Raw genomic sequence first — 24,717 nt, 5'->3', positions numbered from 1 at the left:
GCCCCGCTGCGCTCTCGGCCGCGGCGCGGTGCTGCCTGGCAATCCGAATCATCGGCAGCCGCGCTTCGGCCGGTGTCGTCGGGCTGTTCTGCTCGATGCGGCGAGCGGACGATCGAGTCGCTGATTCTGCCTGCGGCTGTTGTGGTTTCGCTACATCACCCGAACGTGGACGCGTGCGCCGCCGGAGCGTCCACGTGCGTGTGTGGTTCAGGCGGCGTGTCCGATGTGCTGCGCGGAGTCGCCGATGACCGCCGCGTCCATGCCGGTCAGGGTGCGGATGAACGCCAACTGCGCCGCGCGTCCTCGAACGGCGGCGCGCTCGAATCGTCCCGGCACGGCGCGGGTCCATATCGACTGGGCGAGGTTGAACGGTATGCGCAGCAGGGGATACCACGGCAAGGTGTAGGCGGGCAGGCCCAGCTTCCGCATCGCGGCCGGACCCAGAAACATGGTGGCGATCGACAGGTGCTGGGAGCGCGCGATACGCCGGCGTAATCCGGCGAGGTAGGGGTAGTGCCAGCCCAGCGGTTCGTCGCGCATCGGCAGCGCCAGCTGGGGCGACGTCTCGTCGGGATGGGTGATCGCCGTCATCGTGTGGTAGAGGATGCGGACGCTGTCGCGAAAGTCGTTGGGCAGGAAGCGTTCTTCCACGCCCATCAGCCAGCCGACATACCGGGTGAGGTGCGCCGCGGCGTCGGCGTCGCGCGGTGTGACCAGCCGCCCCATCCCCATGGCTCCCACCATGGGCGCGATCAGGGCGCCGACCAGGGTGGCCGCCATGTCGGTCTGGTTGATCGGCAATCCCCATTCTTCGCCGCGCCAATCCGGCAATGCCGCGACGTGGCGGCGGACCATCGAGTGGATCATCCGCACGTGCACCGTGGCGCGATAACCCGCGCCCTGCGGCAGCATGCCGCCGTCGGAGGCGACGTCCATCGCCCACTGCGTGGTTTCCGCGAAACGCTTGGCGGGTCCCTTCTCCAAAGCTCCTGTGCGAAGCAGCGTTTTGTTGAAACCGGAGGCCAGGTATCCGCCCAGGAACGACATATCCCGTGCGGCGTAGAGCCCGTCGCGGCCGACGACACCGAATACGCGTTCGGCGTGCCGGATCTTGTCCCAGTCCACCCAGCCCGGTGCCGCTTCGACGTAGTCGAAGAACTCGCGCAACGGGCCTGGCGCCTGCGGCACCGTCGCGATTCCCTCGCGAAGCGCGCGCTCGAACAGCGGCCGAGTGGTCGCCATCCCTTCGCGATACATCCAGTCCACCAGCTCGTCCATCGGCCGGTCGCCGACGTTCAATGCCGCACCGAGCTCCTGGAATTGGGCCGGGGTCGGTTTGCGCAGGCCGAGCGCCCCCGCGACCAGCCTCAGGCCGGGGCCGGGGACGGCTTTCGGTGCGGCCGGGTGCCGACTCGGGATGGTCGAATCCATGGTCACTCTCTCCTTCGAGGTGGGTGCCAGCACAAGTGCGGTCGGGCGGCGCACACCGCTTCGCACCTTCTGGCAAGATCCTCTACCAGAACAAAGTTTTTGGCAATAACCCTTGCCAAAGAGTGAGGTGGTGGGGAGTCGACAGGTCCGCGGGTTTCGCGGCGTTGCAACCGGCTCGCGTCAGAGCTCCCGCGCGGAAAGCGAATCCACGAGATCGTTCAGCTCCGCCACCAGATTCCGCGCGCCGCCGTCGTGGGCGAGGTTGCGCAGTTCCAGCGGGTCCTCTTGGCGGTCGTAGAGTTCGTATTCGAAGTTCGAGCGTGGACCGTCGATGTTCCCCGGCGCGGAGTATCGGGCGAAGCTGTACCGCGAGGTGATCGCGCCGCGCAGGCAGTAGTTCACTCCTGGCAGCAGGCCGCCGCTGGATTTGGCGTCCGAGGTCAGCAGGATCGCCTCGCGGACCGTCCGGGTGGGATCGGCCAGTAGCGGCGTCAGGTCGCGGCCCGCGATCGCGCCGAGTGCCGCCGGGTTCGCTCCGGCGAGTGCGGCGAGGGTGGGCACCAGGTCGATGTGCGAGGTCAAACTGGTGGCGGTCGTGCCGTGTGTGCCGGGGTTGCGCGGGTCGGCGATCACCAGCGGGACGCGGTTGTTCTCCCGGTAGATCATGGCGCCCTTCTGCCGGAGTCCGTGGGCGCCACCGAGTTCGCCGTGATCGGAGACCTGGACGACGACCGTGTCCGCGGCGGCGCCGCTGTCGTCGAGAGCGGTCAGTACCCGGTCGACGAGCTCGTCGGTGCGGCGCAGCAGTTCGAGGTACCAGTTGCCCCACTGCCGCCATTGTCGCTCGCCGAGCGGGGAGGTCACGGTGTCGGGCATCGCGCCGCCGACCACGGAATTGGCCGCGCGCCAGGCGGTTTGCACGCGCGGTTTGGTCGACAAGTCGGATTCGAAGTTCGGCGGGACGTCGGCTCCGTAGTCGGGGACGTCTTCGAGCCGGTAGAAGCGCGGGCAGAACATCATGTCGTGCGGGTTGACCATGCTGACCACGCACAGCCAAGGCCCGGAGCCGGCGGCATGGCGCCGCAACCAGTCCGTCGCCTGGTCGACCACCACGGGGTCCTCGTGCAGACCCTCGTTCGGTCCGCCGCCGGACAGGATGTCGAGCGCCTCGTCGAACCCGTACGGCGACAGCGCCGTGAGCTCCGGGCCGACCGGGTCGGACAGATGCCACTTGCCGATGTAGGCGGTGCGATACCCGGCCTGGCGCAGGACCGTCCCGAGCGTAGGTATAGCGGTGTCGAGATCGGGGCTGAATGCCTGCATCGCGCCGAGCAGCGCCCCCATCGGCTCACTGCCACGCACGTTGTCGTGCATGCCGGTGACCGGCGCCTGCCGCCCCGTGAAGAACGTCGACCGCGCGGGCGAGCACGGCGCGGTCGACGTGTGGTGCATGGCGAAACGCACGCCGGCCGCCGCTATCCGGGCGCGGGCGGGCAGCGTGAATCCCGATGGCAGAGTTACATCCGCGCGCTCCTGGTCGGTCATGACGACGAGGATGTTCGGCCGCCGGGCGCCGGGCGCCGCGCCCGCGCTCGGGGCGGCGGCCAGTACCGGCAGCGCCGGAACGGCCGCCATCAGGGCCAGCACCTCGCGACGGCCGAGCGTAAGTCGTTCGGACATATGTGACGAAACCTCCCAAGAAGCAATGACTGACGATATCGTCATGTACGAATGAAGTGTCAGTCAAGGACCTGGGTGAGATCCGCATCATCGGATGTGGGCCAGACGGCAGATGCGACCGCGAACGAAAGTGGTTGGCAGCGCATGGGACCGCCGACATCGCCATCCAATACCCGGATGAGTGGGTGCCCGCGAGCCGCGGCGCCGACGACCGGGAGTTGCGTCAGGGGAGGTGCATGAGTTGCCGGGCGAGGCCGAACAGGCGGCTGCCGAGCCTGATGACGGGGAGCCCGAGCGGAATCAGCAGGATCGTCACGCACAGCACCGCGCCCAGAATCCACACCACGGCGGCGACCAACGCGAGGACCGTGCCGAGCACGGCCGTCACCAGTCCCAACACCAGATTGAGCAGACCTTTTATCGCGCCCATGACGACCTTCCTGACGTCCATTCTGCGCCTTTTCCGCCCGATGCGCACTCGCCTCTTCGGCTGACGCGTGGGAAAGCCACCGGAGTCCGGCCAGAATCGTGTGGCTCGTCGATTTTCAGGAGCCGCCCGGGACCACCAGGCCGGATTCGTAGGCGAGAACGACGAGTTGAGCGCGGTCGCGGGCGTGCAGCTTGGTCATCGCTCGATTGACGTGGGTCTTCGCGGTGAGCGGGCTGATCACCATGCGGTCGGCTATCTCGTCGTTGGACAAGCCCTGTGCGACCAGCGCTACGGCCTCGCGTTCGCGGTTGGTCAGTTCTTCGAGCGACTTACCCACGGCGGTGGCGAACGGCTGGGTGACGTACCGGTCGATCAGCCTGCGAGTGATCGACGGTGCGAGCAGCGCGTCGCCGCGCGCCGCGACGCGGACGGAGTGCAGGAAGTCTTCCGGCTGAACGTCCTTGACCAGGAATCCGGCCGCTCCGGCGCGCAACGCGTGAAAGACGTACTCGTCCAAGCCGTAATTGGTCAGGATGACGACGTGGACGCCCGCGAGGCTCGGGTCCGCGGCGATGCGCCGGGTCGTCTCGATGCCGTCGAGGACCGGCATCTGGATGTCGACGAGCGCGATATCGGGAAGGCGCTCCCTGGCCAGCGCCAAGCCCTCGGCGCCGTCGGCGGCCTCGGCCACCACCTCGATGTCGTCCTCGAGGTCGAGCAGCGCGCGGAATCCGCTGCGGATGAGCGGCTGGTCGTCGACCAGCAGGACGCGGATCACGGCGTCCGCTGCACGGGAAGTTCGGCGCGTACCGAGAAGCCGCCCTCGTCGCGGGGAGCCGCCCGCAGGCGTCCGCCGAGTGCGGTGACTCGTTCGTGCATCCCGAGCAGTCCTACGCCGGGCGGCGGTGCCATGGTCGATGTGGCTTTGCCGTCGTCGTCTACCCGCACGACCAAAGCGTCGGGCCGGTAATCGATTCGGACCGACGCGTTCGAGGCGGCGGCGTGCCGGGAGATGTTGGTCAGCGACTCCTGAACGATCCGGTAGACGGTGCGATCCACCGCGGCCGGTAGGTGCTGGCGTTGCCCTTCTATCGTCAGCGTCGCGTCCAGTCCGGTCGTACGAGCCCGTTCCACCAGGGCCGGAACGTGATCGAGCCCGTGCGGCGGGCTCTTGCTGTCGTCCCGCAGCGCTTCGAGCGTCGCTCGCAGTTCCCTGGCCGCTTCCCGGCCTGCGTCCCGGATCGCCAGCAGCGCTTCGGGCACCTCTTCGCCACGCTTGCGAGCCACGTGGACGGCGGCCTCGGATTGGACCTTGATGACGGAGATCTGGTGGGTGAGCGAATCGTGCAGCTCTCGGGCGATGTGCAGCCGCTCCTCGTCGGCGCGGCGCCGCGCGGTCTCCTCCCTGGTGCGCTCGGCCTCGTCCGCTCGCCGCTCGGCTTGCCGCAGCGCTTCGCCCGCGGCGCCGGCCGCGATCAACCAGGCGATCTCGAGTGCGTCTCGGGCGCGCGCGAACGCCGCGCCCATGTCGTGCAGCGAGGCGAGCGCGGCGAGCGGGAGAGCGGCCAGCAGGGTCACCGACGCCGCCACCGTGATCGTGCGGTGCCCCGCCCGCACGGCGGCGTACACCGCGAACAGGAACGCGACGGCGGGCACGTCGAAACCGGCGGCTTGGTAACCCAGCGCGCACACGCCGGTCGCGACGAGCACGGCGATCGGAGCCCAACGGCGCGCAGCCAGCGCCAGTCCGCCGATCGTCAACAACGTGTAGCCCAACGGGTCGAGATTCGTGGGGGAGTGCTGCTTGGACAGCCCGGTGATCAACAGGATCGCCGCGACTCCGACGGCGATCGCCCAGTCTCCGATCCGTCGGCTGCTCATGCGTGCACCCTAGCCGGATATTCGTGGGGGCGAGTCCGGCGCGCGGATGATCGGTGGCCTACCGCGTACGCAGTAGTTTCGCGGTGGCCACGGCGTACGCGGTAGGCGGCTACCGCCACTGTCCCACCGCGAATTGCCCACCACCGCACGATGATCGGAAACGGCTCGAGCGGACATGATCGAACGGCATCCAGCCGAACGACGAAGGAGAACCTCGTGTCCCTCCACCCCTTGCCCGCCGCAGCGGCGGTCGCCGTGCGCGAAGGTTTCGCGCTCGCCACACCGGCGAACTCGCACGTCTCGTTTCAGTTGGCCGCCGGTGTCGCCGATCTGAGCGCTGGGCGGCTCGGCGCTCTCGTGGCCGCGCTGGCGGGGCTGACCGGCGTGGTCGTCGGTGGCTTGGTCTTGGCACGTCGGGCGGGTCGTCTCGGCGCGGACGACGGGAGACGCGGGGCAGGCGTGGCCTTGGCGGCGGGGCTGATCGGCGCGGGCCTCGGCGGGCTGGTGGTGGTCACGGCCGACGGTGGGATCGGTACCGGCAACGGTCTGGGCGGCGGCATCGTGGCGCTGGTGTTGGGCCTGATCGGGGCGGTACTGGGCGGGGCGGGTCTGGTCCGTGCCCGCCGCGCGGTCTGACTCGAGGCAGCCTACCGGCGGGCACCCGAAACCGGGTGCCCGCCTGGTAATTTCGCAGTCGCGACCGTTAGGCGGCGGCGAGCTCGCGCTCCGCCTCGTTCGGCCAGCGGCGGTGTTCGGCGTCGATGACGTAGGCGTGGGTGTGCCGGTAGAACCGGTCGTCCACGCGCACGGCATCGGTCAGCAGGGCCGGATCGATGGTGCCTGCTTCGTGCAGGTGGGTCAGCTCGTCCGGGTCGTGGCGCGGCCACATCCGCACCGCCACGGTGATTCCCGCCGCGGCGAGGACGGCCAGCGTCAGCCAGGTGGTCGTGAAGCCGGCGGCGGTCGTGAGCCACCCGGCGATCGGGTAGGTGATCAACCAGGCCAGGTGCGACAGCGAGAACTGGGCCGCGAAGAGCGCGGGCCGATCGGCGGGCCGCGACGAGCGCCGCAGCACCTGACCGGTCGGGGTGAGCACGGCCGCGGTGCCGGCGCCCACGGTGGCCCACACCGCGATCGCGGCGCCCCAGCGCCAGTCGCCCGCGTTCGCCAGCGACAGGGCGATGGCCGCGCCGAGTCCGGTGATCAGTGTGGCCGCACCCGTCAGCATCACCGGCCGCGCGCCGGCGCGATCGAGAACGCGGGGCAGCGACAAGGCGACGAGCATGGTGCCGAACCCGTTGGCCGCCAACAACATCGCCACCCCCGATTGGGTGCCGCCGAGCGTGTCGCGCACGTAGTTGACCGTGTTGACCATGATCACCGATCCGGCGGCGGCGACCACCAGATTCATTCCGAGCAGGCCGCGCAGCCGTGGCGTCGCGGCGAAGATCCGCATGCCCACCGTGATCCGCTCCCGGAGGGAGCCATGGGCGGCGGCGGTCGCGCTCGGGATGCGTGTCGCGATCACCAGGGCCGCCGAGACGGCGAATCCGATTGCGGTACCGACGAACAGCCAGTGGAAGCTGATCACGGACAGCGCCGCCGCGGCCAGCATCGGACTGAGCAACGTTTCCATGGTGGCGGCCAGCTGTGCCGCCGACAGCGCCCTGGTGTATTCGCGTTCGTCGGGCAGGATGTCGGGGATGACCGCCTGATAGGTCGGGGTGAAGGCGGCCGACGCGGTTTGCAGCATGGCGATCAGCAGGTAGATCTGCCAGATCTGGTCGATGAACGGCAGCGCGAGCGCCACCCCGGCGCGGATGACGTTGAGCCCGACCAGGAACGATCGGCGTGGGACTCGGTCGGTGTAGGCGGCCACGAGGGGCGCGACCGTCACGTAGACCACCATCTTGATCGTCAGCGCGGTGCCGAGGACAGCGGCCGCGTCGGCCCCGGCGAGTTCGTAGGCGAGCAGTCCGAGCGCGACGGTGGTCAGTCCGGTGCCGAACAGCGCCGATACCTGGGCGGTGAACAGCCGCAGGTAATCGCGGTTGCCGAACAGTGCGGTGATCATGGGCGTGGAACGCATGGGAAACACTTCCTGGGAACGAGTCGGGGTGGATCACGTGAGCTTCGACAGCAGCACTCGCACATCTAGGTCTCCTCTCCGAAGACTGGTGAGCGGGGCGGGACTCGCGCTCGCCCACCAGCTTTCGGCGCTCAGCGGGTGACGGTGGACAGGGTGAAGGCGGCGGTGCGGACGACGTCCCCGTGCTGGAAATCCAGGAACAGCCGGTAGGTTCCCGGGCCGGGCACGGCGGTGTGGAAGGTGATGTCAGGACCGGGGGCGGTCACGCCGTCACCGGGCTCGCCGTTCGGGTGGACGTGGACATAGGCCAGATCGCCCGCCCGCAGGATCACGAGGTGTCCGTAGGCGGCCAGGTAGGGCTGTAGGTCGGTGACCGGCTGCCCGTCCTTGCGAACGGTCAGCGTGAGCAGCTGCCCCGTGCCAGGCACCAGGTCGCCGTCGAGCGTCACCTCGTAACCGTCCACGACCGCGGTGCGCGCGGCGGCAGGCGCCGACCGCGGTTCGTAAGCGCCCGCCACGGCGAGATCCGCGCCGAGGGTGATCGTCTTGCCAAGGGCGTGCGGGGCGATATCGGTGAAGACGCGGTACGCGCCCGCTTCCGGGAGATTCAGCGTCACGGTCCAGGTGCCGTCTGCGGCGAGTTCGGGATGGACGTGCCAGAACCCGGTCAGCTCGCGCCGTGCCACGATCAAGTGCAGATCGCGGTCGTGAATGGCGTCGTAGCGGGTGACGGGCGCGCCGTCGGGGCCGAGAATTCGGAAGCGGAAGTCGACCTCGCCCGTGCCGATGATCGGCTCCGCGAGCGCCAAGGTGTAGCCGTCCTGGGTGATCTGGAGACCTCCCGGCAGTCCGCCGTGGTCGCCGTGGCCGGCGTGTGCCGCGTGATCGGTGTGCCCGGCGCGGTCGCCGTCACCCGCATGCGCCGCCCTAGCCGTGTGCTGGGCGTGACCGGCATGCGCCGCGTGATCGGTGCGCGGGTCTCCGTGTCCCGCATGCGCTGCACGAGCCGCGGGCTGGGCGTGACCGGCATGTGCCGCGTGATCGGTGTGCTGCGTGCGATCACCGTGCGCCGCAGTGTGACCGCCGTGTCCGGCGTGGGCCGCGTGCTCGGTGTGATCTCCGTGCGCGCCCTCGTGATTGGTGTGAGTCTGCGTGGTCATCGCTCGGCCCTTTCCGATCTTGTCGCTTCGTTGTGATCGGAAAGGTAATACCCCCTGGGGGTATCTGGCAACCCTGGTGTGACACACCTCGCACGCGGCCCTGCCGCTATCCTCTGCCTACCGGGCTTCGCTGGTCAGGACGCCTCGTACGGGGTCGCGACGTCCAGCACCCAGATGACGCCGAACCGGTCCCGCAGCATCCCGTAGAGCGGCGCCCATTGGGCGGGACCCAACGGCTGCACTATGGTCGCGCCCTCGGTCAGCTTCTCCCAGTACCCCGCGACCTCGTCGGCCGCTTCGCCGCGCACCGAGACGAAGAAGGAGTTCTCGCCGCGCCGGTACGGCAGGTGCGCGGGCACGTCGTAGGCCATCACACGAAACCCGTTGTCCGCGTTCACCTGGCCCCACATGACCTGGTTCGCCGCGGACGGATCGTGCACGGCGCCTGCGTCCTGGTAGGTGACGAGCGCGGCGTCTCCGCCGAACACGGACTGGTAGAAGGTCAATGCGGCGCGGGCGTCGCCGCGGAAGTTCAAGTGGGTAACAGCGTGGACGGACATGGCCGTCTCCTCTCTCGGTCGATGCGATGGGTGGGCCCGCCGATCACAGTCGCAGGGGAAGAGGCCAGGTTGTGTCCGCTTCTCCGGCGATAGTGGAGTCATGCCGAAAACCTCAGTGCGATTGCTGGCGCTGCTGTCGCTACTCCAGGCGCGCCGGGACTGGCCGGGCGCGTTGCTGGCCGAGCGACTGGACATCAGCGCGCGGACCGTGCGCCGCGACATCGATCGCCTGCGTGAACTCGGATACCCGATCGCCGCGATCAAAGGTCCCGAAGGCGGATACCGCCTCGCTCCGGGTGCCGACTTGCCGCCTTTGCTGTTCGACGACGAGCAGGCTGTCGCACTCGCCGTCGCGCTCCAGAGCGCCGTCGCTTCCGGTGCGGGAATCGAGGAAGCGGCGATGCGCGCGCTGACCACGGTCCGGCAAGTCATGCCCGCACGGCTGCGCCGCCGCGTCGACGCCCTGCGGATCACCGCCGTCGGCACGAGCAGGCCGGGACCGCCCGTCGAAACCCACGTGCTCACGGCGATCAGCGCCGCCATTCACGCCCGCGAAGTGCTGCGCTTCGATTACGCCGCGACAAGCCGAGCGACGGAATCCGGCACAAGCAGTCCGGCGCGCCGGACGCAACCGCATCACCTCGTCGCCCGGGGCGGACACTGGTACCTCATCGCATGGGATCTCGACCGCGACGACTGGCGAATATTCCGCGCCGACCGGATCGCGCCGCGCATCCCGACCGGCCCTCGCTTCTCGCCCCGTGAACTGCCGGGGCGGGATGTCGCCCACTTCGTGATCGGCCGGTTCCGTGGCTCGGACGGCTCAGGGGACTGGCCGTGTCGCGGGGAGGTGATCCTCGACCTCCCCGCCGCGGCGGTCGCGCCCTTCGCCTCGGACGGAATCGTCGAGGAGCTCGGGCCCGGCCGTTGCCGGCTGATACTCGGCTCGTGGTCCTGGCCGAGCCTGGCGGCAGCCCTCGGCGCATTCGACGCGGACATCGACGTCATCGGCCCGCGAGAACTCCGAGACGCCTGCGCGCTGCTGGCCCGCCGCTACGCCGATGCCGCTAGTAACGGCGTACCGCGATGACGACTGCCGACGGCGCTCATCGACCCGGCCGGGGACAGGCGGAGGACCATGCGCGACGTGATTCATCGGTGATCGGGCGGGTAGTTCGGCGATATCGAAATCTCCGAGAGCGGGCAACTTCGGTGCAACCATTGGACGTCGGAGTTTGCGGACCGTGAGGACGTCGAACATGGCTGAATTGACCGAAGGTGTGTATCGAATCGTCAATGTCGGCACCGGTTGTGTGCTTGCGCTCGACAGTGCCGATCAAGTTCGGGTGGTGGGTGAGCCGGGCGTCGAGAACGGCTGGCAGCACTGGCTGTTGTCGGCCGCGCCGGAATTCGGCGAAGGAATCTGGTTCATCGCCAGCGGCCGCACCGGCAGCAGACTCGGCCTCGGCGATGGTCTGGTCACCGAGGGAGCCCATGTCGAGTGCAGCGGGACGCCGCTCGGCTGGCAGATCGCGACCGCCGAAGCTCACACCGACCGCTATCGCATCGGCGTCTGGGCGGCGGGAGGTCTGGTCCTCGGCGTACCCGGTCAGGAGTGTGGCGTCGGCGCCGAGCAGATCGAGCTGACACAGTACGCGCCCGGCAGCCATACCCAGGAGTGGCACTTCCAACGCCCGTGATCGAGTGCCTCGGGCCCGAACGGCTGCCGCTCGGGCCGGGTGCTCACGCCGCGAGCAGGGCGCCGACGAGAGCGATCGACGTGATGCAGGCGGTCGAGGCGGTGGCGAGTACGAGGGGGCGGATGCCGACTCGCGCGAGGGTGTCGAGCCGCACTCCGGTGCCGAGGGCGAACATCGCGGCGGTGAGCAGGGTGGTCTGCGTGAAGCCCGCCGCGTCCAGAACGACGTCGGGAATCATGCCGGTGGTGCGGAGTCCCGCGCAGGCGAGGAAACCGAGCACGAACAGCGGAACCAACGGCACGGACCGGCCCGGTTCTTGCGGGGTGCTGCGGCGGCGCAGATGCCAGCCGACGGCCGCCAGGACGGGTGCGAGCAGCGCGACGCGGGCGAGTTTGACCACGACGGCGGTGGTGAGCGCGGTGCCGCCGATGGCTCCGCCCGCTGCGACGACCTGCGCTACTTCGTGGATCGCGGCGCCCGCCCAGACGCCGCCTGCGTGTTCGTTCATCCCGAGTGCCCGCGCCGCGGGCGGCAGGATCGCGATGAGAAGCGTTCCGAAGACGACGACCAGCGCCAGCGCCGTGATGAGTTCTTCTTCTTTCGCTTCGACCACGCCGTCGACGGCGGCCACCGCGGCGGCGCCGCAGATGGAGAATCCGCACGCGATCAGCAGCCGTTGGGTCCAGCTCACGCCGAGTAGGCGGCCGAGCAGCATGGTCAGGCCGATTCCCAGGACCACGACCGCGACGACGACGGCGAGGGTGGCGGGCCCGAGACCGAGAATTTCGGTGAAGGTCACCTGGAGACCGAGTAGCGCCACGCCGACACGGAGCAGTCGTTTGGCGCAGAACTGCAATCCGGGCTGAATGCGCTGCGGCAGGGAAACGATGTTGGCGGTGACGGCTCCGGCAATGATCGCGATCAGCAGCGGGCTCGCTCCGCTGACCCACCGCGCCACCATCTCGACCGCGACGACGGCCAAGGCGGCGAGCGCGATGCCGGCCCAGTGCGTGCGGAGCCAGCCGACGGCGCGGCCGCGGTCGGCTGGCACGCCCGATGGGCCGGGCTGGACGTGGGGATGCGGTGGCGCGGACGTGTGGTGAGCCATGGCCCTCCAATCGGGGTGTCGATGCGGCGGTCGCGGTGTCCGCGGCGGTGGCCACGAACCGGGCAGCTACACCCGGCCGAAGCCGGATGTAGCTGTGGCGCAAGCTATTTGGCTGGCTGCTGCGCCGGGTCTTTGCAGTAGGGGAGTTCGGGCGGGCACGGGCCGAGGATGGTGGAGAAGTACTGGATGGCGGAGAACAGGGTGATGGGTCCGCCCGCCAGCACGATCCCGGCCATCGAGCCGACCGCGCCGACGGTGGCCATGCCGAGGACGCATCCGGCGATGGTCGCGCCGACGACGGGCACCAGCAGCGCGATCAGCGGGCTGCTGATGGTTGCTCCGGCCGCCGCTCCGACCAGGCAGCCCACTCCGGCGCCGAGGACCGCGCCGAGCACGGCGCTGACAGCGGCGCCGATGGCGGCGCGTTGGGCGAAAACGCCGAGTGCTTGGGCATCGCGTGGAGTGAAGGACTCCGCGACCTGCGTCGCGGCTTGGTCGACGGTCACGATGTCTTTCGCGGCCACCGGGGTGACGTGTTGGGGATTGTCCTTCGAGGGAGTCAGGGTCGCGGTGGCGCCGTCGATGCGCGTGGCGATCGGGTAGGCGGTGTCGTCGATCTGGTAGGTCAGCGGGATCGCGACGACGGGCCGATCGTCGCGATCGAGGAGAACGAGCTGCTGGTCGACCTGACGCAGCGCGCCGTTCGTGATGGTGAGGACGGCCGAGTCGCCGGAGCGGGCGACTTCGTACCGCACCGCGCCCGCGGGATCGTCCGCCGCGGGCGCCGCGTGGGCGGTGGCGGTGGTGGTGAGCATGGCCGCGGCGGCGAGTGCCGCCGTCACGGCCTTGTTCATCGTCTTCATGACAATTTCCTCATCTTCGTTGATGAAATCCGGCACTACTGCGAGGTGGTCGCCAGCGGTGCGCCGGTAGCCGCGGCGACGTCGAATTCGGTGACGCCAGGCGCGCATTCGCGCAATGCCAACCCGGTGGGGGTGACGTCGATGACAGCGAGATTCGTGATGATGCGGTGCACCACCCGTTCGCCGGTGAGCGGAAGCGTGCAGCGGGGGACGATCTTGGGTGCGCCGGTCTTGTCGGTGTGCTCCATGAGGACGATGACGCGCCGGGCGCCGTGTACCAGGTCCATCGCGCCGCCCATGCCCTTGACCATGTGGCCGGGCACCATCCAGTTCGCCAGATCTCCGGTGGCCGATACCTGCATGCCGCCGAGAACGGCGGTGTCGATGTGGCCGCCGCGGATCATGCCGAAGCTGGTCGCGGAGTCGAAGAACGAGGCGCCCGCCAGCACGGTCACGGTTTCCTTGCCCGCGTTGATCAGGTCGGCGTCGACGTCGGCCGCGTCCGGGTACGGTCCGGTGCCGAGGATGCCGTTCTCGGAGTGGAGGGTGACGCGGACATCGTCGGGCAGGTGGTTGGGGATCAGCGTCGGCAATCCGATGCCGAGGTTGACGTATTCCTCGGCCCGCAATTCCCGCGCGGCGCGGGCCGCCATCGCGGTGCGCGACCAGCCGAGAACCGTTGTAGCAGTGGACATGTCAGCGCTCCTGGGCAATGGTGCGTTTCTCGATGCGTTTGGTTTGTCGTCCGGTGTGCACGATGCGGTCGACGAAGATGCCGGGCACGTGGATGTGCGCGGGGTCGAGTTCGCCTGCTGGAACGAGGTTTTCGACCTGGGCGATGCAGACTCGTCCGGCCGTGGCCGCGAGCGGGTTGAAGTTGCGCGCCGACTTGTCGAACACCAGGTTGCCGTCGGTGTCGCCGACGAGGGCGTGGACCAGCGCGAAGTCGGCGGTCAGCGCTTCCTCGAGCACGTACCGCCTGCCGCCGAAGGCGCGGACCTCCTTGGGCGGCGAGGCCACGGCGACCGAGCCGTCGGGCGCGTATCGCCAGGGCAGACCGCCCTCCGAGACGGGGGTGCCCACGCCCGCGGGGGTGAAGAACGCCGGGATACCCGCCCCACCGGCGCGCAGTTTCTCGGCGAGCGTGCCCTGCGGGGTCAGCTCGACTTCGAGCTCACCGGAAAGGTACTGGCGGGCGAACTCGCTGTTCTCGCCGACGTACGAGGCGGTGATACGGCGAATTCTCCTGCTCGCCAAGAGTATTCCGAGGCCGTGCTGGTCGGTGCCGCAGTTGTTGGAAATGACTTCGAGGTCGGTGACATCACTCGCGGCCAGCGCCGCGATGAGGGTGTCGGGGATGCCGCACAGGCCGAATCCTCCTACTGCCAAACGACATCCGGAGGTGATGTCGGCGACCGCCTCCCCGGCCGAGGCGACGATCTTGCTCACCGGACGGCCGCCGTGGCGGCGGTGGCATCGATCAGCTCGCGCAGCAGTTCCTCCGCGCGCGGCCAGTAGCCGTAGCCGGAGGCCGGGTTGAGGTGGCCGACGTCGCCGAGGTCGGCCAAGCGGCTGCCCCAGGCCTCGGCCATGCCGGCCACGCGCCGATACGAGGCGAGCGGATCGGTGCTGGAGGCGGCCACGATGCTCGGGAACGGCAGCCGCCGCCATGGGATCGGGTTCCAGTCACCCGCCGCCAACTCCTCCGGTGTCGGATATCCCTGCGGCAGAGGAGTTTCGAGGTCCGGCGGCGTGGCAAGCAGCGCCCCTCGCACGGGCCGGGTTGGCTGCTGCGCCCAGTGCACGGTGATCATGACGCCCGCGCTGTGCGCCACCAACACCACCGGACCCTCGATATCGGTGAGGACGGCGTCGAGTGCGGCGACCCGGGCGGCACGGGAGAGCCCGTCACGCTCGAGCGGCGGGACCGTCCGGACGTTGTCGAGCCGTGCGGCGAGCAGGGTCTGCCAGTGTTCGGGCACGTGGTCGCGCAGTCCCGGCACGATCACGACGGTGGGTTCGGCAGTGTCGTTCATAGTGGGCGACAAGTCCTTTCGAGATCAGAGCGAGGGCGCGGGCTCGACGGCCCCGAGTTTGCGCAGCCCCGCCGGGTAGACACGCTTGCCGAGCAGCAGGGCGGCGATGGCGACCAGGTAGGCCAGCGGCGCCAGTCCCAGCGCGGTCGCCAACCCGACGTGATCGGCGAGGACGCCGACGACGAACGGTCCGAGGGCGAGCCCGAGCAGGCTGTTGGCGAGCGTGAGGGTGCCGAAGGCCGACGCCCGGACCGAGGGATGAGTCAGATTGGCGACCATGGCCGCGGCGGGCCCGGACGAGCCGCCGGAGAAGAACGCGCCGACGCCGACGAGCAGCAGTTGCAGCGGGCCGGTCCCGAGCCGGAAACCGACCGCGAGGCACAGCAGTGAGATGGTGCAGAACACGATGGCGGCGGTCCATTTACGGGACATGTCCGCCTGGCCGACCCGGTCGGTGATCATGCCGCAGCACACCATCCCGGCGCCGATGAGCAGCACGAACACCGAGGCGACCGCGCCCGCCCTGTCCGGGGCCAGGTCGTACTCGCGGTTGAAGTAGCTCGGCATCCACGACAGCAGCACCGCGGCCGTGAAGATCTGGAGCGCGCTGCCGACGTATGCGCACAGCACAGCGGGGTTGGTGAACAACGTCGACACGGGAGCGCGAAAATCTTTGCCGCGCTGCGTATGCCACGCGTCGGCGGCGGTGGCGTGTCGTGCGAGTTTCGCCTCGCTCACGACGGCGCGGAACAGCAGCGCCAGGAGCAGGCCGAAGATCGCCATGGTGGCAAAGGACCAGCGCCATCCGAGGTGTACGGCGATGACGCCGCCGAGTCCGACCCCCAGCACCGATCCGAACGACCCGCCGGCCATGAACGCGCCACTGAGCGCGGCGTGCACGCGTGGGGCGAACACGCCGACCACCACGGCGATGCCGACGCTGCCGTAGGCGGCCTCGCCGACGCCGACCAAGAAGCGGGCGGCCAGCATCTGGTGGTAGCCGGCGGCGAGCGCGCACAGCAGTGTCGCGGCACTCCAGAGCACGGCCATCAGCACCAGGCTGCGTACCCGTCCCCAACGATCGGCCAGCACCGACAGCGGCAGCGTGAGTATCCCGACCATGAGCGCGACGACGCTGGTCAGCGACGCCAGCTGCGAATCCGACAGCGCCCATTCGGATTTCAGGAATGGGAAGACCGCGCTGAGGACTTGCCGGGACATGTAGTCCGCCAGCAGCAGGCCGAACGCCAGCGCGAAGACCAGCCACGGATAGCGTCGCCGAGGTCGGGGTGCGCTAGCGGCCGCCGTGACCGGGGCGGCGACCACATGGTCGTCCGCCCCGGCGGCGGTAGTGTGCAACTCCATTGGTGCTCCTACGAATCCGGTGCACCGAGACGGTGTGCGACGCACCGGAGCTGAGAAAAATATGGGTGGGGCCGGTTGCGGCGTGCGCCGGATCCGGGCGGGGAGCGCAGTCCCCGCCCGATGCCGGAGACTCAGGCGTGGTGGGTGAATCCGACCTGGCCGGGCTTGCGGTTGGGCGCGAAACCGATCTTGGCCAGCGTCTCGTCGGCATCGGCGTAGCGCTCGTCGAGCCGGTAGATCTCACGGGCCTCCTTGCCCGTCGCGACCTCGCGTCCCAGCTCACCCGCGATGCGAACCAGCTGCTCCACCTGCTGAACCGAGGTCATCTTGTGTCCGACGCGGCCCCACAGGGTGTCCTCGTTGCCGCAGCGGGCGTGCAAGCCCATGGCGATGGCCATGGTGTTGATCGGCAGACAGCTCCGCATGAGCGTCTCGAGGGTCAACACGGCGCCGTCGGGGACGCGGCGGATGAACTCCATCATGTTGTAGGGATTGGGGCCGTCGAAGCCGCCGCCGATGCCGACCCAGGTGACCATGAGCGGGCCGGTGTAGACGCCGCGACGGATCAGCCGCTCCACCGTCTCCAGCTGGGCGATGTTCGCCAGCTGGAAGTGCGGCTGAATGCCGGCCGCCTGCAACCGCTTCAGATGCTCTTCCACCCACGCGGGTCCGGCCGGAACGACCATCTCCCGGTATGCCTCGTACACCTCGGGTCGGGTGAACGAGGTGCCTGCGATGTCGTCGTCGGTCATCAGCTCGACGATGTTCATCTGATTGGTGTTGATGGCGATCGTGACCTGGTCCGGTTTCGGATCGAGTTCGGCGAGCATGTGCCGGGTGTCGTCGGACAGCCATTTCGCGTCCGCCCCTTCGCCTTCGGGCGCGAAGGAGATGGAGCCGCCGACCTGCAGGATCATATCGGGCACCGCCTCGCGCAGGCGGCCGAGCAGTTCGTTGAACTTCGACAGCCGCTTGGAGCCCTTGCCGTCGAGTTCGCGTACGTGGATGTGCAGCACAGTGGCGCCCGCGTTGTAGCAGTCCACCGCGGCCTGGACGTGTTCGTCCATGGTCAGCGGCAGGTCCTCCCGGAAGTCGTCGAGCTCCCACTCCGGACCGTACGGGGCCGCCGTGATGACCAGCTTCTCCTGGTTCTCCGGGAACAGCGAATCATCGTGGAAATGCATGAAAGTGCTCCGATCAGAAATTGAACGATGTTGGGGGCGAGTTGTTTCACCGCGGTTCACCGTCGCTGTGATGGAACCCACAGTAAGCCGGATCACTCTCGATTGCTTATCCTGACGGGACGGAAACCCATTCACTTCGGGACATGAGCGGTCCGTCCAGGCGCGCCCAAGGTGGTAGCCCACCGACCGGCGCCGCCGGGGCGCTACGGCGTCGGATCATCCGGCGACCGGCGCGGCCCAATGGTCCGCCAGCACGAGTGTGCTGCCGTCGTGGCGTGCGCAGCGGAGGGTGACGGCGTGCGGCCCGCGGCGGACCTGTGTCAGGACGAGTTCGACGGTGCCGTCGGCTCGGACCGGCTCGGATACCGACCTCCCCGTGGAGATGTCCTTCAGAGTGCACACCGATGGGTGGTCCAGCCCCGTAGCGCGGGCGGTGATCGTGCGATCTCTGGCGCCTTTGATGGTGAAGGCGGGCCGGGCCGAGGCGGGGGCGGCGGTGGTTCCGAGGGTGATCGCAGCGATGGCCAGTCCGGCTGTGAGGAGTGCGCGGAATCGGGTGTTCGTCCGGTTGTCGGCTGTTGTCGCCATGGGCTTCTCCGTTCAGAGGTCGACGTCATCTATCATATATACAACGAACGTATGCGATTCGATAGAAATCGGAACGAGGAGAATCGATGAAGGTCTTGGCTTTGGGCGGTGCGGGCGCCATGGGTGCCGTCGCCGTCCGCACTGCACTCGATGTGTCCGGAGTGGAGGAGATCGTCGTCGCCGATCGCGATCTCGGCGCGGCCGACGCGGTGGCGCGCCGCTTCGCCGCGGCTCGCGTCCCGATTCGAGCGCTCGAGGTCGATATCACCGACAAGGCCCGGCTACGTGCGGCGCTCGAACCCGCGGATCTGGTGCTCAACATCGTTGGGCCGTATTACCGCTTCGGTGTGGCCGTGCTGCGCACTGCGATCGAGACGCAGACCCACTACCTCGATATCTGCGACGACTGGGAACCGACCCTGCGGATGCTCGACCTCGACGAAATGGCACGGGCGCACGGCGTCTGCGCGGTGATCGGTATGGGCGCGAGCCCCGGGATCAGCAACCTGCTCGCCGCTGTCGCCGCCGCGGAACTCGACTCGATCCGAGATGTATACACGGCGTGGCCGGTGGATGTCGGCGACGACGGCGATACCAAGGAGCAAGCCCAGTTGCTCGGCCCCGGCGATCGCCCGACCGCCGCGGCGATCCATTGGATGCAACAGGCCAGCGGCACCATCACCGCAGTACGGGCCGGCCGGCTCGCCGAGCAGCGTCCGTTGAGCCCGATCGCGCTGTCGCTGCCCGGCGGACGGCGCGGCACCGCCTACTCGATCGGTCATCCGGAGCCGATCACGTTGCAGCGCACCCTGAAACCGAGCGGCGACGCGCTGAATCTGATGGTCGTCAAGCCGGGGACGGTGGCCTATCTCGATACGTTGCGCCGTGATCTCGACGCCGACAAGCTGACCGAGCAGCAGGCCGCGACGGCGTTCGCCCGACCCGGGCTGCGGCGGATCCTGCGCTCGATACCCTCGGCGCTGCGCTCGCGCGGACCCGGCACGCTACCGCCGTTCTTCGCCGTGGCCACCGGCGACAAGCAGGGCGATCCGCGCGTGGTGCTCGCGCACCTGAATCTGGCCGGTCCGAAATCGGAGCCGGTGCGGAGTGCGCTCCGCGACATGGCCCGTATCACCGGGATACCGCTGGCATTGGGCATGGCGCAGGTGATCGACGGCACGGCGTCCCGCCCCGGCGTGCACCCTCCCGAGGCCGTCATCGAGCCCGGACGGTTCTTCGCCGACCTCGGCGCGGTACTCGGCAGCGACGACGGCACTCCGCTGTATCTGGTCGAGCAGGAATCGCCAGCCTGATTCTATCGGCGACCAACCGAACGTAGGATGGTCGATCGCACTGCCCCATGGCCGACTCGTGAGGTGAACGTTTGGAAATCCGCCACGACCTGGACTCCGATGTCTCCACCCGCACCGTCGTCGAGAGCATGATCCGTGTGGACGCGACCATCGACGCCGGCGAACTCTACGACGTCGCCAATGCACTCGGCATGGGTGACCAGCAAGTCCGGCTGTGCATCAAACGCCTTGTCGCAGAGGGCCGTTTCACGCAAGAAGGGCGAGGCCGAAAGGCGATCCTGCGCGCCACCCGGGCGACGACGACAAGCGCGCTCGAACCGGATCTGGACTTCGTGCGCTACATGTACGAGCAGGATCGCGGCCTGGCCCCCTTCGACGGTTGCTGGCATCTCGTGGCGTTCGCGGTGCCCGAATCGGCTCGGCAGGCCCGCGACGCGATGCGGGACGCCATCCTCCGACTGGGCGGCGCCCCGATTCAAGGGGGCCTTTATGTCAGCGCCAATGCCTGGGAAGACCGGATACGCGCAGCCGCGGCGGATCTCGGCGTGACCGACCATGTCACGACTCTCACCACGACCGACCTCTCGATCGGTGCCGTGACCGGTGCACGGGAACTGGCCGAGCGACTCTGGCCGATCGATCGCGTAGCCGAAGGTCACCGGCGTCTGCTGGCCGTGGCCGAGGAAGTACTTCCGGCGCTACGCACCGCGTCACGAACCGAACGCCTCACTCTCTCCATCTCCCTGGCCGCCGAGTTCACCCGGGCGGTGGAATCCGACCCGCTACTGCCACCGCAACTGCTCCCACAGCCGTGGGTCGGCGCTGCCGCCCGCGCGGCCGTTGCCGCCTGCTGGTCGGAACTGTCGAGAACCGAACACGAACAGCCGATTCGCTTGTTCCGCTGGTACTCCCAAGCGATCGAGGAGATCATCTGACCGCGGGCACGGAGCCGGAGACCTGGTCGATGCGCGCCTTCTCGACATTGATGGTCTTGCCGCGCAACGGAAGGATCGCCTGCTGGGGCGCGAGCGATTCGATGCGACCGCGCTCGCGGCGTCGCAGCAGGCCAATCGCCGCGGGCCGTAGGCTGTTCGGTCGGCGCACCCGAGGGCATCGCGTCATCGGATCGATCCTGTCGCACGTTCAGCGCACCGGCTGTTGTGCGACGTACGTCCGCAGATCGTCCAGATACCCGGGTGCGTACAGCGAACGAGGAGCGAAGACCGCGACGACCATCGACCGCCAGCTCTGATCGTTGTCGAGACCCGCCCGCACGATGTTGTGCGAGGCGTTCGGGTATCGCCGCACCGTCAACCGCGGTGGCGGCAGGACGCGGCGGTAGACCTGCTCGGTCTCGTCGACGTCGACGTTCAGATCGTCGTCGCCCAGAACGAGGAGAACCGGCACGGTGATCTGTGGCAGGAACTCCGTGACATCGGATCGGTAGTTCTTCAGCACGAAATTCCACCGGTCGGCGGACATGGGATCCGAATCGTCGTGGGCGGCGAGGTACTGCTCGTAGGTCGCGTTGTCGCGCAGAGATCGCAGTCTGGCGTTGCGCCGGTTCAGCGCCGCGGTGATCTCCGATTCGGAGGCATCGCGGTGCCGCAACTCGGCGAGCAGGTTGTACTCTCCTTGCCGCAGCCAGTTCACCGCCGCGCCGACGAGAATCACGAACTGTAGCTCCGGCCGGTGCGCGGCGACCTCCGGTACCACCCACCCCGCCTGGCTGATACCCCACATGCCGATCCGTCGCGGATCGATGTCGGCGCGCTGTCGCGCCCAGTCGATCGCCGCCTCCGCCTCGGCGGCCCGATCGTGCATGCTCTGATCCAGCCAATTCCCCTGAGCCCCACTGGTTCCCGGCTTGTCCCACGACAGCGACGCATATCCCGCCTTCGCGAACGACTCCCAGATCGGTTCGTAGAAGCCGTCCCGGGTCGCGTTCGCCGCACCGTCGCCGTGCACGAAGACGACCAGGCCGAACGGTCCCTTTCCTTCCTTCGGCAACGCGAGAGTCGCCTGCAGCGGTTGCGCCGAGCCGGGGATGGTCAACCGTTCCTTCCGGATCGCGAAGTCGTTGGCGACCATGACCCAGCCACCCGTTGCCGCGACCAGCGCGACCACGCAGCCCACGGCGACGAGCGCCCGCCTGGCCCACCGCCGCGGGTGGTGGGCGGAAGGGAGGTTGTCGCCACTTGGCGGACCGGCGTAGTTTGTTGCCATAAAAACGATCGTATCGTATTCGATAGTTTCATCAGAGATGCATTCATGGCAAGAGTGATGAGCTCGCACAAGGGCACTGTGGCGCGCCGATGCCCACGACCGAGCTTCTGCCGGGACGCCTCAGCTTTCGATTTCCCAATCAGAGGTGACGGCCGGTGCGCCCGCCGCGCCCGGCGAGCGGTGCGTCCGGGGCCGTGCGGTCAGGCGGGGCAGTTGCTCGGCGCTCGCTCGCCCGAGTAGCGCGAAGCGCTGAGAGCTGATCAGGTGGGAGAGCCGGTGCTGCCGGAGTAGAGGGCAAGGAACGTCTGGCAGAGGGGATTGTGCGTCTGGCTGTCGCCATCGGCGAAGCAGGCGGCGAAGCCCAGGAAGCCGATCGGCCAGGCCAGCAGGGCCGATCCCGATGCCGATCCGGTCTGGGTGTCCGCGGCGGCGGGCTCGGCGGTGGCCAAGGCGGCCTGTGCGGGGCACAGACCCAACCCGCTGAGACCAGCGGAGAGGGCGACTGCGGCAAGGGCTTTGGTGAGCATTCGGCTCATAAGTATGACCTCCGGTAGATGTGTCGACCGACACTATCCGGGACCCCGTTAATGAGAAACACCGTTGTTTTACTGTCTTGTCAGGGCTCCATGTCGCTCCAGAACTCCACCGCGATAGCTCCTACCGCCGCTGCCGCCGGGCCCGCCCTCCTGCACATACCGGACTGAGCCACAGGAGATCTCGTCAGCCCGTCGCTTCCGGCAGTTGGACCACGCCCATCACGTTCGTCCTTCCTGGTGAGTTCGCCGCCTCGGCGACACCCCTACATGCGAACGACAGGTAGCTCGTGCCATTCGTATCCGCACTCGAGTGCGATGCCGGGTGGTGACGCCGTCACCAGTCAGTGGTGACGGCGTCACCGGAAAGGGCGACCGAGACGTCGCTGACCTGCGATGTCGACGTCGTCACCAGCAAACCGCTATCTCGCGAAAAGCAACGACGCGTCGCGAAACGGCAGGTGAGCAGCGGATCTGCCGCGAGACCGGGTCGCGGATCGGAGCTTTTCCGACGGCCGGGCGGGGGCCTTGACACCCCGCCCGGTCCGCAATCGAGTTCTACCAGGTCAAGGGCTCGCGTTGGGGAGATTCGGGTGATCGCCGTCGCTCTCTAGAATGAGACGACCGTGTTCGTCCGCCTCCGGGAGCCGCCGTGACCATTCAGCCCGTTCGCCTGTTCGGCGATCCGATTCTGCGCGCCCGTGCGGCGGAGGTCACCGAATTCGATCGTGAGCTGCGCCAGCTGGTCGCCGACCTGACCGACACCATGGCGGACGACGGCGGCGTCGGGATGGCCGCGCCGCAGATCGGCGTCGGGCTGCGGGTGTTCGTCTACGACACCGGCGACGCCGCGGGACACCTGGTGAATCCGACCTACACGGTGGTCGGCGAGGAGGAGCAGGTCGGACCGGAGGGCTGCCTGTCCATTCCCGGCCTGCGGTACGACACGCGCCGCGCGCTGCGAGTGCGGGCATCCGGCTTCGACATGCACGGCAAGCCCGTCGAGTTCGCCGCGGAGAAACTGCTGGCGCGCTGCGTGCAGCACGAGACCGACCACCTCGACGGCGTGCTGTTCATCGACCGGCTCGATCCGGCCTCCCGTAAGGAGGCGATGCGCACCATCCGGGAATCCGATTGGTTCGTCTCGGGCATCACGGTGCGCGACTCGCGCGGTGCGGGTCAGGCCGGACCGTTCGGACGGAGCCGCTGATGCGCGTCGTCTTCGCGGGCACCCCCGAACCCGCCGTCCCCTCGCTGCGCAGGCTCATCGAGTCCGAGCGCCACGACGTGGTCGCCGTGGTGACCCGGCCCGACGCCGTCGCGGGCCGCGGCCGCAAGGTGACGCGGTCGCCGATCGGCGCGCTGGCCGACGAGCACGGCATCCCGGTGCTCACGCCGCGCCGTCCCAGCGAGCCCGAATTCATCGAGCAGCTCACCGAATTGGCCCCGGACTGCTGCCCGGTGGTGGCCTACGGCGCCCTGCTGCCGCAGCGGGTGCTCGACATTCCGCGCTTCGGCTGGATCAACCTGCACTTCTCGCTGCTGCCCGCGTGGCGCGGCGCGGCGCCGGTGCAGGCGGCCATCGACGCCGGTGACGAGATCACCGGCGCGTCTACCTTCCTGATCGAGGCGGGCTTGGACACCGGACCCGTCTTCGGCGTGATCACCGAGAAGATCGCGGTGACCGACACCGCGGGCAGCCTGCTGGGCAAGCTCGCGGAAACCGGCGCGCATCTGCTCGAAACCACCCTGGACGGCGTCGAGGACGGCACCCTGCACGCCGTGCCGCAGCCGACGGACGGCGTCTCCTACGCGCCGAAGGTGGCCGCGGAGGACGGCCACATTCGCTGGGATCTGCCCGCGCTCGCCATCAGCAGGCGCATTCGCGCCGTCACGCCGGCACCCGGTGCGTGGACGGAGGTGAACGGCACCCGGCTCAAGCTCGGACCGGTCGAGATGGTGGAGGAGGCGCTGCCCGAACGCGTCATCGAGGTGCGCAAGTCCGGCGTCTTCGTCGGCACCGCGACCACCGCCGTGCGCCTGGATCAGGTACAGCCGCAGGGCAAGCGGATGATGGCCGCGCTCGACTGGGCGCGCGGCGCGCGCCTGCAGCCCGGCGCGGTGGTCGAATGAGCCCCGCGGATCGCCCCCGCAAGTCCGACGACGTCGACGGCGGATGGGCCAAACGCGCGGCCCGCAAGCAGGAGGCCCGCCGCGACGCCGCGTCGGGCAAGCCGGCTCGCGAGTCGGAGTCGTACGCGGGAAGTCGTGGCGCGCAACGGAAGTCGGATTCGCCACGGAAGCCGCTCCGGTCCGATAAGGACAGCTACCGGAATCGAGACGACCGGCGTTTCGAGGGGAAATCGACGCGTGGGGCCGAGAAGCCGGGCGGCGGCAAGCCCGCGGGCGGCCGGGCGGGACGCGAGACCGGTTACGGCGCGGGGCGTTCCGAGGCTGGGCGAACCGGCTACGGCCGCGCCGACCGATCGGCGCAAACCGGCAAGAGCGGTGCGGGCCGCGAGCGAGCGTGGGACGACAGGTCCGCAGGCAGGTCCGAGGGGCGCGGCGGG

At 68.9% G+C, this 24,717-nt stretch carries 26 protein-coding genes and 1 pseudogene; 8 read left to right on the top strand and 19 right to left on the bottom strand.

Going from position 1 to position 24,717, the window contains the following annotated elements; genetic code table 11:
* Positions 1–207: 207 nt before the first annotated feature.
* The 5 genes from NX1_RS29380 to NX1_RS29360 form a co-directional block, all read right to left on the bottom strand.
* Complete coding sequence (locus NX1_RS29380; RefSeq protein WP_068066452.1) at positions 208–1,431, bottom strand: oxygenase MpaB family protein; 1,224 nt, start codon at positions 1,429–1,431, stop codon at positions 208–210.
* 180 nt (positions 1,432–1,611) lie between these two features.
* Positions 1,612–3,111, bottom strand: coding sequence for a sulfatase family protein (locus NX1_RS29375; protein ID WP_068066449.1), 1,500 nt, complete (start codon positions 3,109–3,111; stop codon positions 1,612–1,614).
* 223 nt (positions 3,112–3,334) lie between these two features.
* Entirely contained in the window at positions 3,335–3,541 is a 207-nt protein-coding gene (locus NX1_RS29370; protein WP_068066522.1) for a hypothetical protein, read from the bottom strand.
* 115 nt (positions 3,542–3,656) lie between these two features.
* Positions 3,657–4,319, bottom strand: a complete 663-nt coding sequence (locus NX1_RS29365; RefSeq protein ID WP_068066446.1) for a response regulator — start codon at positions 4,317–4,319, stop codon at positions 3,657–3,659.
* On the bottom strand, positions 4,316–5,422 hold the full coding sequence (locus tag NX1_RS29360; protein ID WP_068066443.1) for a sensor histidine kinase: 1,107 nt from the start codon (positions 5,420–5,422) through the stop codon (positions 4,316–4,318). The genes NX1_RS29365 and NX1_RS29360 overlap by 4 nt, the downstream gene beginning before the upstream one ends.
* 216 nt (positions 5,423–5,638) lie before the next feature.
* Here NX1_RS29360 and NX1_RS29355 point away from each other — a divergent pair, with 216 nt between their 5' ends.
* Complete coding sequence (locus NX1_RS29355) at positions 5,639–6,058, top strand: DUF6223 family protein (RefSeq protein WP_068066440.1); 420 nt, start codon at positions 5,639–5,641, stop codon at positions 6,056–6,058.
* Between the two features lie 67 nt (positions 6,059–6,125).
* On the opposite strand, the gene NX1_RS29350 is transcribed toward NX1_RS29355, so the two are convergent.
* The 3 genes from NX1_RS29350 to NX1_RS29340 all read right to left on the bottom strand — a co-directional run bounded on the left by NX1_RS29350 (position 6,126) and on the right by NX1_RS29340 (position 9,231).
* Positions 6,126–7,496, bottom strand: a complete 1,371-nt coding sequence (locus tag NX1_RS29350) for an MFS transporter (protein ID WP_068066519.1) — start codon at positions 7,494–7,496, stop codon at positions 6,126–6,128.
* A 146-nt stretch (positions 7,497–7,642) separates the two neighbouring features.
* Complete coding sequence (locus tag NX1_RS29345; RefSeq protein ID WP_068066437.1) at positions 7,643–8,671, bottom strand: DUF8832 domain-containing protein; 1,029 nt, start codon at positions 8,669–8,671, stop codon at positions 7,643–7,645.
* 134 nt (positions 8,672–8,805) lie between these two features.
* Complete coding sequence (locus NX1_RS29340; RefSeq protein ID WP_068066434.1) at positions 8,806–9,231, bottom strand: VOC family protein; 426 nt, start codon at positions 9,229–9,231, stop codon at positions 8,806–8,808.
* Between the two features lie 100 nt (positions 9,232–9,331).
* On the opposite strand from NX1_RS29340, the gene NX1_RS29335 reads away from it, so the two are divergent.
* The gene (locus tag NX1_RS29335) at positions 9,332–10,321 is read left to right on the top strand and encodes a helix-turn-helix transcriptional regulator (RefSeq protein WP_068066431.1); all 990 of its coding nucleotides are present in this window, start codon (positions 9,332–9,334) and stop codon (positions 10,319–10,321) included.
* Between the two features lie 169 nt (positions 10,322–10,490).
* Positions 10,491–10,931, top strand: coding sequence for a ricin-type beta-trefoil lectin domain protein (locus NX1_RS29330; protein WP_068066428.1), 441 nt, complete (start codon positions 10,491–10,493; stop codon positions 10,929–10,931).
* 43 nt (positions 10,932–10,974) lie between these two features.
* On the opposite strand, the gene NX1_RS29325 is transcribed toward NX1_RS29330, so the two are convergent.
* The 8 genes from NX1_RS29325 to NX1_RS29290 all read right to left on the bottom strand — a co-directional run bounded on the left by NX1_RS29325 (position 10,975) and on the right by NX1_RS29290 (position 18,075).
* A complete protein-coding gene (locus NX1_RS29325) occupies positions 10,975–12,039 on the bottom strand; it encodes a putative sulfate exporter family transporter (protein ID WP_084501839.1) in 1,065 nt (354 codons plus the stop codon).
* Between the two features lie 104 nt (positions 12,040–12,143).
* On the bottom strand, positions 12,144–12,902 hold the full coding sequence (locus tag NX1_RS29320) for a DUF8020 domain-containing protein (RefSeq protein ID WP_157120184.1): 759 nt from the start codon (positions 12,900–12,902) through the stop codon (positions 12,144–12,146).
* 35 nt (positions 12,903–12,937) lie between these two features.
* On the bottom strand, positions 12,938–13,597 hold the full coding sequence (locus tag NX1_RS29315) for a 3-oxoacid CoA-transferase subunit B (protein ID WP_068066422.1): 660 nt from the start codon (positions 13,595–13,597) through the stop codon (positions 12,938–12,940).
* Between the two features lies 1 nt (position 13,598).
* The gene (locus tag NX1_RS29310; RefSeq protein ID WP_068066419.1) at positions 13,599–14,351 is read right to left on the bottom strand and encodes a CoA transferase subunit A; all 753 of its coding nucleotides are present in this window, start codon (positions 14,349–14,351) and stop codon (positions 13,599–13,601) included.
* Positions 14,348–14,938: an RBBP9/YdeN family alpha/beta hydrolase gene (locus tag NX1_RS29305; protein ID WP_068066416.1), complete on the bottom strand. Its 591-nt coding sequence runs from the start codon at positions 14,936–14,938 to the stop codon at positions 14,348–14,350. The genes NX1_RS29310 and NX1_RS29305 overlap by 4 nt, the downstream gene beginning before the upstream one ends.
* Positions 14,939–14,962: 24 nt before the next feature.
* Positions 14,963–16,303, bottom strand: coding sequence for an MFS transporter (locus NX1_RS29300; protein ID WP_068066413.1), 1,341 nt, complete (start codon positions 16,301–16,303; stop codon positions 14,963–14,965).
* A gap of 131 nt (positions 16,304–16,434) precedes the next feature.
* Positions 16,435–17,487, bottom strand: a complete 1,053-nt coding sequence (locus tag NX1_RS29295; RefSeq protein ID WP_068066409.1) for a beta-keto acid cleavage family enzyme — start codon at positions 17,485–17,487, stop codon at positions 16,435–16,437.
* Positions 17,488–17,703: 216 nt separating this feature from the next.
* Complete coding sequence (locus tag NX1_RS29290; RefSeq protein WP_068066405.1) at positions 17,704–18,075, bottom strand: hypothetical protein; 372 nt, start codon at positions 18,073–18,075, stop codon at positions 17,704–17,706.
* 86 nt (positions 18,076–18,161) lie between these two features.
* Between NX1_RS29290 and NX1_RS29285 the strand changes: the two genes are divergently transcribed.
* Positions 18,162–19,388, top strand: a complete 1,227-nt coding sequence (locus tag NX1_RS29285) for a saccharopine dehydrogenase family protein (protein WP_068066402.1) — start codon at positions 18,162–18,164, stop codon at positions 19,386–19,388.
* A 71-nt stretch (positions 19,389–19,459) separates the two neighbouring features.
* A complete protein-coding gene (locus NX1_RS29280) occupies positions 19,460–20,323 on the top strand; it encodes a PaaX family transcriptional regulator C-terminal domain-containing protein (protein WP_068066399.1) in 864 nt (287 codons plus the stop codon).
* On the opposite strand, the gene NX1_RS36615 is transcribed toward NX1_RS29280, so the two are convergent.
* The 3 genes from NX1_RS36615 to NX1_RS29270 all read right to left on the bottom strand — a co-directional run bounded on the left by NX1_RS36615 (position 20,316) and on the right by NX1_RS29270 (position 22,150).
* Positions 20,316–20,510 carry a hypothetical protein gene (locus tag NX1_RS36615; RefSeq protein WP_157120182.1) on the bottom strand — a complete coding sequence of 65 codons (195 nt, stop codon included), beginning with the start codon at positions 20,508–20,510 and terminating at the stop codon, positions 20,316–20,318. The two genes, NX1_RS29280 and NX1_RS36615, sit on opposite strands and share 8 nt — an antisense overlap.
* A 21-nt stretch (positions 20,511–20,531) precedes the next feature.
* Positions 20,532–21,479: an alpha/beta hydrolase family protein gene (locus tag NX1_RS29275; RefSeq protein WP_068066513.1), complete on the bottom strand. Its 948-nt coding sequence runs from the start codon at positions 21,477–21,479 to the stop codon at positions 20,532–20,534.
* A 395-nt stretch (positions 21,480–21,874) separates the two neighbouring features.
* Positions 21,875–22,150, bottom strand: a complete 276-nt coding sequence (locus NX1_RS29270; RefSeq protein WP_157120180.1) for a hypothetical protein — start codon at positions 22,148–22,150, stop codon at positions 21,875–21,877.
* Positions 22,151–22,799: 649 nt separating this feature from the next.
* Between NX1_RS29270 and def the strand changes: the two genes are divergently transcribed.
* The 3 genes and pseudogenes from def to NX1_RS29255 form a co-directional block, all read left to right on the top strand.
* Positions 22,800–23,357, top strand: coding sequence for a peptide deformylase (gene def / locus NX1_RS29265; protein WP_068066393.1), 558 nt, complete (start codon positions 22,800–22,802; stop codon positions 23,355–23,357).
* Positions 23,357–24,280, top strand: coding sequence for a methionyl-tRNA formyltransferase (fmt, locus tag NX1_RS29260; protein WP_068066390.1), 924 nt, complete (start codon positions 23,357–23,359; stop codon positions 24,278–24,280). Before def ends, fmt begins: the two co-directional genes overlap by 1 nt.
* Positions 24,277–24,717 (top strand): annotated as a pseudogene (locus NX1_RS29255) (hypothetical protein); the annotation flags it as partial. The gene fmt and the pseudogene NX1_RS29255, both read left to right, overlap by 4 nt.

This window comes from Nocardia xishanensis NBRC 101358, from assembly GCF_001613365.1.
Classification (GTDB): Bacteria; Actinomycetota; Actinomycetes; order Mycobacteriales; family Mycobacteriaceae; genus Nocardia; species Nocardia xishanensis.
Note: the sequence above shows the minus strand (reverse complement) of the source record. Positions and strands in the feature narration are given on the sequence as shown.